Below are 7,261 nucleotides of genomic sequence, written 5' to 3'. Positions count from 1 at the left end.
ACAACTAGATATAAAAACTTTTGCCTAGTTCTAGCGTAATTTTCTTAACGTTAAATAGACCCCATATATAAGCAGATTGGTATTAGCTTGGGCTGATTTTATTGATGATCATCAAGCCCATTCAAAATGAATTTCTTAAACAATATACTTTAAATACGACGTGAAGCGAGGCGTTGTATTAGAGGCAATAAAAAACCCAGCGCTAGGCTGGGTTGTATTTATGAGTTATGTAAGCTTACTGCTTTTGCATACGGCTCATTTCTGCATGGCAGCTTTGCATCGTTAATAATGTTTTAGCCAGTGCGGCTTCACAATCAGCTGGTTGCGGTTTATCCATAGCGGCTTTAATTTCTTCAAGCGTTTTATCTTCTACTTCTTCAAGCTCTTTAACATACGTGCTGTCGTTATGTGAAGTGAAAGTAGTCAGTAAGGCTGTGTACGCACGTCGTGCTTCAACTGCGAAAGATGAACCATCTTCGCGTTCGCCTTTTTCATTAATTGCATATGGCTGCAAGCGCTCAACACTCACTTTTCGGGCATCTATCATACGCTGAAAAAGTGCGCCAATAGCAGGGTCTTCAACTTTTTCCTGTGCTTTTTGATAAAAATCGATGCCGCTGTTCATAACTTGAATGATGTCAGTAATATGATTTACTTCTGATCCTTGATGGGTGTTCATAATGACCTCTTTTATTAAATGAATGTATAGTTCAATTTAATAAAAGCAATGTACGTTCCACGTTTTTGTTTTTATGTAGTCATTTGATTTTATTGGTTTAATTTTATTACAGGAAGGGGCTAAGTTAATGAGGAAAGTATTAACCTAGCAATTTTTACATTATATTGTGTAATAAAGTTATTTTAGCTCTTCAGCTACCTCAGCTACTTTTTGGCGTAACCAGATATGGCTCGCATCGCGATGCAGCAGTGGGCTCCAAATCATATCAAGCTCAAAAGGAGGAATTGGAAACGGTGGCTCTAAAATTTTAAGCCCCGGATCATCTAAGTATATATTTGCGGCTTTTGAAGGAAGGGTCGCAATCAAGTTTTTCTCTTTAGCTAAATGAATCGCTACATGATAGTTACGCGTAAAAGTGGCAATGTTACGATGTTTACCAAAGTGGGCAAGTGCTTCGTCAACCCAGCCGAGTTTTTGCACATCTTTAGGGTCCATGCCCACACCTACACCAAAACCTGTTTTACTCACCCATATATGGCGTGCTTTTAAGTAGCTGTCGAGGCTAAAGTTTTCAATTATAGGGTTATCGGCTTTTACTAAGCAGCAAAAACTATCTTTCCAAATACGTTTATGATGAAAAGACTGTGGTAAGTTTTCAAAACGGTTGATTGCCATATCTACTTTACCGTTTTCTACATCATGAAAGGTGACATCACTTGGTGTGAGTATATCTAAAGTAGTATCGGGGGCTTCTTCGTGCAATTTACTTAAAAGCTTTGGTGCTAATGTACTTGCAGCGTAATCACTGGCCATTATTCTAAACACACGCTTACTTTGGCTTGCCTCAAATTCTCGATTAGGAGCTAGAGTTTCTTCAAGGGTCATTAATATGCCACGAATAACGGGTTGTAACTCCAAAGCACGCTCGGTAGGCACCATACCATCGCTGGTACGAACTAAAATAGGGTCGTTAAATAAGTTACGAAGACGTTTAAGGCCATTACTCATTGCAGGTTGCGTTATACTCAATTGATTAGCAGCGCGTGTTACGTTGCATTCTCGAAGCAATGTATCGAGGTAAACGAGTAAATTTAAATCTATTTTGCTTATATTCATTGTGTGTGTCCTTTAGCGCTTACCAGTGGTGAATAAAGCGCTGTGCTGTCGGGTATGGGTAAATATGACTTACCTGACCATTTTTTATATTTTGTTGTGCCTGCTTCCAAAAGCTAACATCTATAAGCTCAGGATGAGTGCTGAGTAAAAACTTTTTATACATAGGGTTTGGCATTACAAATGTACAAAGCTGCTCAGGAAATACGTCCTGTGGTGCAACAGAGTAACTTTGTTCATCCATTAAATAGTCGTCATAGCTCTTTGCTTTTGGTAATGCTCTAAAGTTCATATCGGTTAGGTATTGAACTTCATCGTAATCGTAAAAAATAATACGTTTGTGCTTACTTACACCAAAGTTTTTTAAGAGCATATCACCAGGGAATATATTAACAGCAATCATTTCTTTTAGGGCTTGCCCATATTCTTCAATCGCGTCGGCGACACTTTCTTCATCAGCATTTTCTAAAAACAAGTTAAGAGGTGTCATTCGCCGTTCAATATACAAGTGCTTGATGATCAACCAATCGCCCTCAATTACCATTGATGAGCCAATTGTTTTATGTAATTGCGCAAGTAAATTACTATCAAAACGCGCTAAAGGAAATACGACGTTAGAATATTCTATGGTATCGGCCATTCTGCCAACGCGATCATGGTTTTTTACTAGTTGATAGCGCTTTAATACGGTATCACGGCCAAAGGGTTTACTCTCACCAAATTTGTCTTTTATTACTTTAAAAACATAGCCAAATGAGGGGAGGGTAAATACCATCATCACCATACCGGGAGTCCCCGGTGCAATTGTAAACTCATCACTAGAGTGAGATAAATGATTTAAAAACTCTCGGTAAAACTCAGTTTTACCCTGCTTATGAAAACCCACTGCGTTATAGAGCTCAGCAAGTGTTTTGTTTGGCATAAGTTGATTTAAAAACCGAACAAGTGCTGAAGGTGCGTGAGTCTCTACCATAAAGTAGGCGCGGGCAAAGCCAAAAATAACACGCATTTGAGATGACTTAGTTAAAAGTGCATCTAAATATAATCCGTTATCTCCATCGTGTAATACAGCGATTATAAAGGGCTGAACCCCACTTTTTGAAACAACACGACCAACAATATAGGCTGCTTTATTTCGATAAAAAGGTGTGTGTAAAATATCAAAGCGCATTTGCCAAGGTTGGTGATGTGTATCGGGGGCTTGTTTATAAAAAGCTTTAACAAGGAGGCGGATATCACGCTCTAAATTTACAAATGGGGCCTTAAAATCAAAATGACTAATAATGCGTTTTATTGTTGGTTTTAGGCCATCAACTACAGGAAAGTATGTTCTATATTCTGCCTCTACAGGCACTGAAGGAGCATCTTTTAAGGTTGCTTCTACAAATATAAAGTCATTATGAAAATAGCGCCTATGGTACAGCCGGCAAAATACAGAGTTATAAAAAGTTTCTGCGAGCTCTGCTTGGGGATGAAAACATAAAAAATGCTGATATACCTTTTTAACTTCAAGCCATAGGCTTTCATCGAGTTGTTCGGTTGGGGTTTCTTTTTTTAGCGCTTGCGTGGTTTCGTTAACACGATCATCATAATAGCTGATACGCAAACGGCTGATATCATTAATTGCCTGCCAATCTTTTTTTGCGAAAGCAAGAGGGGCTTTGGCTGTTGTTTTTTGAAATAACTGATAGTGCCTTTTAAAACCCGTTAAAATTAATTCAGCAATATGGCGAGGTTGCATTTGCACTCCTTAAAAGTCCCTAGAGTTTATACTCTATTGTGTTAAGGGTATGTTATTTTAAGTTTAAAACCAAGATAAATGTTACTTACTAACTAAGAGTAACTTATTGGAATTGAGATATCTTTTTTTCGAGAATTTTAATTTGTTTAGTCACAGCCGATACGTTTTTCTTATATGTTTTATTAATTATTTTTAGTTTTTTAGTAATGTCTTTAGTAATACGCTTTTTATCATCAATGGCTAAGATATGATTTAACCGCTCTTGTTGTTTGTATTCAGCACGCTCTTTATTACGATCAAGTATTGTTAGTTTATGGTTATTACTGCGAAGCTCTGCCTGTAAGCCAGATAGAAGCCTTTCACGCTCAAGTTCGTTTAGTTGTTTAGTGTAGTCAACCTTAGGACCAGAATACTGATTACCCGTTGTGTTAACTTTATAAGTCGTTGCTTCGTCGTCACACGGCAGTTGAGAAAAGACAGTGCCTTTTTCTGTTACACATTTGTAGTAAGTGGTATCGCTAAAGCTAAAAAAACTGATAAGTAAAAAGCTAGAATGGAGAATATAACGAGAAGTTTTAAACATACATGTCATCCTTGGTTTTTATATCTAACAACAATATAAAACTATAACCTAGCTTGGTGGTATATCAAGCTAGGTTAGGATAACTGTTATTGGGTAAAGGTTTTGAGCTTTTTAATACTCTGTACTAAAAATGGTATATCTAAACCTTGTTCAATAGAAAAACCTTCAGCGGCGGAAATGTTTTTAAAGTTACCATCTGAATCTATTAAGGTAATCCTATCTTTTTTATAGGCTATAACAACACCCTGAGAGTAGTTCACGCCCATATCGTCTTTTTTCTTGTATAGATTAACGCCTAGCATTGTTTGCTTGGCAATAGCTTTGCAATTTAAATATTGCCCAACGCTTGTTGCAATTAAATCGCTAGGTTGAATTAGCCCATCTACCTTAGAAATACGTTTGTCAGAGCTGTATAAAGTTGAGGTGGTTACTACTTCTTGCTTGTTATTGGCAAGACTAAAAGCAAAAACCTGTGTTTCATCATCTCGAACAGTAGGGGTATCACTCGCTTTAATTACTCGAATAGCACTAGAGCTATGTGCTTGATCATTAATAAAGCTTAGTTCTTCAATGCCAGTTACTTCAATGCTACGGCGCTGACTTTGCCAAACTGGGAGTGTCTGCTCGGTTAAAATTGCTGCTTTATAAAAAGCGGGTAAACCATACACTAAGCTAAATAACGTATCGTCATGATTTGTTGGCTGTAAAAACAGCTCTGTTTTGTGCATGTTTTTATTCTCGGCAACAAATTTTTCGAGTTGTTGTTGAGTTTCAAATACAAATATATCTACATTGGCTTGTGTGTAGTCCTCGCATTTTTCAAGCGGGCTTGGCATTTGATAACTAATATTTTGGTTATTAATTTTTACGTTGTGTGCTTGCTCGTAGCTTTCTATATCTAGCAGATCATTTTTAGCTAACAAGCTTTTAGCAGTAGTAGGGTATGAAAGTGGCAAAACATTATCTTGTTTTGTTACGTCAAAGTTTAAATTGGCGTCAGCCCAAATATGAATACTGTGGCTAAGCGAAAAACACACGATTAAAAAAGAAATTGCGTAACGTGCAAATTTATATTGCTTTAAACGCTCAAGGTGGTGCCATGTGTAATTACTAACAAGTAGCTGAAAGCCTAAAATAACAGCAACAATACCACTGGCTAAAATGGTTGTTAAAGCAGGAGAGCTTGTTAAACGATGCCACAACAATGAAATGATCTCAGGTAAGGCAGATATACTTAGGTGATAACCTAAATTAACATACACATAAGCATCAAGAGTAAGCAATGATGCGCCTACAGTGGCTATAACAGCGGCCATGCCACGAATGTGTCGTGGGTAGGGGAATATTAAACTAAGCGGAAATACCGTCAGCACAAACGCTAAAAAGGCTATAAAACTAGTGTGGCTTAGCCAAGTAACTAGCATATAGGTAATGCCTAAAAAGCTTGTAGGTGGCGAGTCTGCAAATAAATAGCTTAAGCTAATAAGCAGGGCTAAGCCGATATTGGCAAAGGTAAACCAATGCCCCCAACTTAGCAGCTGACTCGCTTTTGATGAAAATTGATTGTGCTGCGATAAATTCATAAATTTTATTTAACCGACTGCGCGAGCGCTTTTGCAAAGTTCTCGGTTACAGCTTGTCTTTTCCCTGTTGGTACATGCTCTTTTAAGATATGCGTGATAGAATTTCCTAAACACATAAGACTTAAATCAACCGGCGCATTGTGTTTAGTTAGCACATCAATAAGCTGATCGACGATTTGTTCTACTTCTTCATTAGAGTATTTTGATAAGATTGGCATTAGTTGGTTCAATAAAATAGTTATATTCTCGTATTTTAACACTAGAGGCGTGAAAAACAAAGATGACAACAGACGTTAAAAAATTAGTCGTTCACTATGTAGACAAAAAAGACGACGATACGCAAATTCACCTTCGAAATGATGAGATGGTAATTAACGATAAAGTAGCCGTTTTTATCGAACAATTACATCATGCATACAATGGCAAACCTGGTAAAGGTTATTGTGCTTTCAGTGGTGACAAAAACAGTGTTGTAGCATCTGCAATGCAAAGTTACCGTAATGATGAGTTAGGCTTTTGGCATATGACCGAGCAAGCCTCGACGGTTTTAAAAGAAGAGCTTGATAAGTATGCATTTAGTGAAACAGGCTATTTAGTATTTTGTCATTACCAGTACGTTGCAACTGATTACATGCTAATTGCGATGATTAACATCAAAGAGCATTATTCTATGACCTCAGAGCTTGATTTAGCCGCTTCTCGTCATTTAGACATATCACGCATGCAACTTGCTGCTCGTATCGATTTAACAGCGTGGGATACACAAGCTGACGACAACCGTTATATTTCATTTATAAAAGGGCGAGCTGGACGTAAAGTTGCTGACTTTTTCTTAGACTTTTTAGGTTGTGAAGAGGGTATTGATTCAAAACAGCAAAGCCAAGTAATGCTTAGCGCAGTAGAGGATTATTTATCTGAGCAACAATTTGATAAATCAGAAAAAGACGATTTACGTAAACAAGTTTTTGACTACTGTAATGACTGTGTGACAACTGGTGAAGATGCCAGCGTAAGAGAGCTATCTGCAACGCTTACAAAAGGCGATGACAGCCCGTTTGATAGTTTTTGTAAAGAACAAAGCTATGACTTAGAAGAAACTTTCCCCGTTGATAAAAAAACAGTAACCAGTATGGTTAAGTTTTCAGGCCTTGGCGGTGGAGTTAGTGTAAGCTTTGAACGTAAGCATTTAGGTGAGCGTGTTACCTATAACGAAGTAACCGATACGTTAGTTATTAAAGGTATTCCGCCAAACTTAAAAGATCAGCTTCAACGCTTTATGGAAAGTGAAAGCGAGTAAATTTCACAAGTTGAAAAGCTGATTTAAGAGCGCGATATTTATATCGCGCTTTTTTGTTTGCCCAGCGAAGCTGGCAAACCCGATAGGCTGAAAGATGCCTTATCACCCTGACTAAGGGGAAGATAATCTGAATGGCAAGGGCGTCACTGGCCAACGGTGGGGTCTGAAGGAAGCCATAAGAAGTTAGAGGTACACAACTAACCGTAACCTGTTTCGGCAGTATTGGTGGGTCAGCGTGCAAAATAGCGCAACGCCCTATACTTAG

7 protein-coding genes are annotated in these 7,261 nt (G+C 37.9%); 1 reads left to right on the top strand and 6 read right to left on the bottom strand.

Annotated features, from left to right (window positions below; all coding sequences use genetic code 11):
- Positions 1 to 235: 235 nt before the first annotated feature.
- The 6 genes from L655_RS0102640 to L655_RS0102615 form a co-directional block, all read right to left on the bottom strand.
- Positions 236 to 679: a PA2169 family four-helix-bundle protein gene (locus tag L655_RS0102640; RefSeq protein WP_024604016.1), complete on the bottom strand. Its 444-nt coding sequence runs from the start codon at positions 677 to 679 to the stop codon at positions 236 to 238.
- A 177-nt stretch (positions 680 to 856) separates the two neighbouring features.
- Positions 857 to 1,795: a LysR family transcriptional regulator gene (locus L655_RS0102635; RefSeq protein ID WP_002961484.1), complete on the bottom strand. Its 939-nt coding sequence runs from the start codon at positions 1,793 to 1,795 to the stop codon at positions 857 to 859.
- Positions 1,796 to 1,814: 19 nt separating this feature from the next.
- Positions 1,815 to 3,533: a bifunctional isocitrate dehydrogenase kinase/phosphatase gene (gene aceK, locus L655_RS0102630; protein WP_024604015.1), complete on the bottom strand. Its 1,719-nt coding sequence runs from the start codon at positions 3,531 to 3,533 to the stop codon at positions 1,815 to 1,817.
- 103 nt (positions 3,534 to 3,636) lie between these two features.
- The gene (locus L655_RS0102625; RefSeq protein WP_024604014.1) at positions 3,637 to 4,116 is read right to left on the bottom strand and encodes a DUF4124 domain-containing protein; all 480 of its coding nucleotides are present in this window, start codon (positions 4,114 to 4,116) and stop codon (positions 3,637 to 3,639) included.
- Positions 4,117 to 4,202: 86 nt separating this feature from the next.
- Positions 4,203 to 5,699 (bottom strand): DUF3413 domain-containing protein, encoded by a 1,497-nt coding sequence (locus tag L655_RS0102620; RefSeq protein ID WP_024604013.1) that lies wholly within the window; start codon positions 5,697 to 5,699, stop codon positions 4,203 to 4,205.
- 5 nt (positions 5,700 to 5,704) lie between these two features.
- A complete protein-coding gene (locus L655_RS0102615) occupies positions 5,705 to 5,917 on the bottom strand; it encodes a DUF1414 domain-containing protein (RefSeq protein ID WP_002961475.1) in 213 nt (70 codons plus the stop codon).
- 62 nt (positions 5,918 to 5,979) lie between these two features.
- On the opposite strand from L655_RS0102615, the gene yejK reads away from it, so the two are divergent.
- Positions 5,980 to 6,996: a nucleoid-associated protein YejK gene (yejK, locus tag L655_RS0102610; RefSeq protein WP_024604012.1), complete on the top strand. Its 1,017-nt coding sequence runs from the start codon at positions 5,980 to 5,982 to the stop codon at positions 6,994 to 6,996.
- Positions 6,997 to 7,261: the final 265 nt, after the last annotated feature.

It is taken from the genome of Pseudoalteromonas sp. TAE79 (assembly GCF_000498015.1).
Lineage (GTDB): Bacteria > Pseudomonadota > Gammaproteobacteria > Enterobacterales > Alteromonadaceae > Pseudoalteromonas.
The sequence above is the reverse complement of the archived record's forward strand: the minus strand, read 5'-3'. Positions and strand labels throughout refer to the sequence as shown.